Annotated in this window: 1 protein-coding gene; it reads right to left on the reverse strand. The window is 71.7% G+C overall.

Annotated features, from left to right (window positions below):
- A partial coding sequence (locus tag AOK00_RS32430; protein WP_107097507.1) for a TROVE domain-containing protein occupies positions 1-1,493 on the reverse strand: 1,493 nt, incomplete at its 3' end.
- Between the last annotated feature and the right edge of the window lie 371 nt (positions 1,494-1,864).

Genomic DNA, 1,864 nt, shown 5'->3' on the forward strand with positions numbered 1-1,864 from the left:
GTGGGGGCGTGGGCGGGGTGGTAGCCCGCCAGGTTCCAGGTGTAGACCGGGATCTCCGGTGGGACCGGTTCGGTGGGGCCTCCGTGGTGGTACGGGGCGGCCTGTTCGTCGGTGACGATCACGACGCGGTCGTGGTCCCGGTAGCGGTCCCGCAGGGCCTTCGTCGTGTGGGTGCCGCCGAGGCGGTGGAAGCGTTTCTGCACGTCGAGCACCGGTTCGCCCGGTGTGAACGGGACCTCCTTGGTGGACCAGCCGAACTCCACCAGGTCCGCCTGTTCGGCCCGCAGGGCCAGCGCGCAGCCGAACACGGCCGCCGCGGCCGCCCGGGTCAGTTTCGATCGTTCCGAGACGGTGTCCCAGAACATGGAGTCCGACCGGTCCACCAGGATCAGCGTCCGGCCGGGCAGCGCCGGTACGTTGGCGAGGGAGTGGCCCAGTGCCTGTTCCAGCGCGGCCGCCCAGCGCCGCTTCGGCGCGTTCTCCCGGGCGGCCAGATAGCGCATGGGGAACTGCCGGGACCTGGCGACCTCGTCGACGTCCGAGATCCTGGCAGCGACCCCGGCCGCGGCTTCGGCCGAGATCTCCGCGGCATCGAAGTTCCGCAGGTTCCGCAGCAGTGCCATCGGGCCCATCACGGGGATCACGGCCTCCCACGCCGCGGCGTCCAGTGGCCCGTGGAGCCAGCCCGCCAGGACCTCCCACGTCAGGCCGGCCGCGGCCAGCCGCTCGCTGCCGTCCGGCCCGGTCACCACGGCCCGCCGCTCGGCCACGGGCAGCTCCATGAGGGCCCGGTGCGCCGTCAGCACGGTGTCGGCGGCCGGCGGAAGCGCGGTCTCCGGGTGGTGACGGCGGTCCAGGGCGTACCGGAACAGCGCGCCCTGCCACGGCTTGTCCGGGTCGGGGGAAGCGTGCACCAGGTTGAGCACGTCACCGAAGCGGAACCCGTGGGACGCGGTGTCGTACTTCAGCAGGGACCGTGACGAGTACAGCCTGCGTACGGCGTCGGCGATGCCCCGCTTCACGGGTTGCGGCACGTTCCGCCCGTACACCGAGGTCCAGTGGGCGAGCAGCTCTCCGGGCTCGTCGGCCCGTTGGAGCACCGCGTCGATCACGGAACGGTTGGACGGGCCGTCGGAGGCCCCCGCGTCGAGCCTGGCCCGTACGTACGCGGCGGCGCCCACCAGGGACGCCGTACGCATGGTGCCCTCGCCGCGCAGCCAGCGCAGCAGGCCGGCCGTCCAATCGGGGTCCTCGACAGCGAGCCGGCGGACGAGCCGGACGTACCGTTCGTCGCGTTCCGTGCCGCTCTCGTAGAAGGTGCGCTGCGAGACGAAGTTGCCGACGGCCAGCAGGAAGAGCTCGTCACGGGGTTCCCGTACGAAGGCCGGTCCGCCCTCGTACGTGTGGAACTGCCCTGGGGTGGGCACGTGGTGGATCCGCGGCTGCTGGGGCGTCGCGCGGGCGGCCGCCGAGACGTGCGGGGCCACGAGCATCTCGGACCAGACCTTCGAGACGCGTCGGGTGTAGCGAGGCAGTGAATCCCCCCGGATCCAGAGGAAGGGAACGGACGGCCCCGGGAAGGGTCCACCGGGGCCGAGGCGGCCACGCCCACCGAGATCAGGGGTGGCGACGGCGTCACTTGGTTTTCGGAAGAAGTAGCCGCAGCCGAGCGCATCGGAGGCGTGGTCGCGGGACCAACGTATGCGAGCCGCCCCGCCGCACACCACCGATTAAACGCCGATCGGGCCGACTCGCGCCGCCGAGGCCTCCGAGGGGAGAGAGGTTCCCGGCCTTCTATTGATCAGAAACGGTTTGGGTTCTGGGTCGTTGGTGGGGTGTGAGCGATCTGGTGGGGGATGCGCGG

The organism is Streptomyces aureus (genome assembly GCF_001418135.1).
GTDB lineage: Bacteria > Actinomycetota > Actinomycetes > Streptomycetales > Streptomycetaceae > Streptomyces > Streptomyces aureus_A.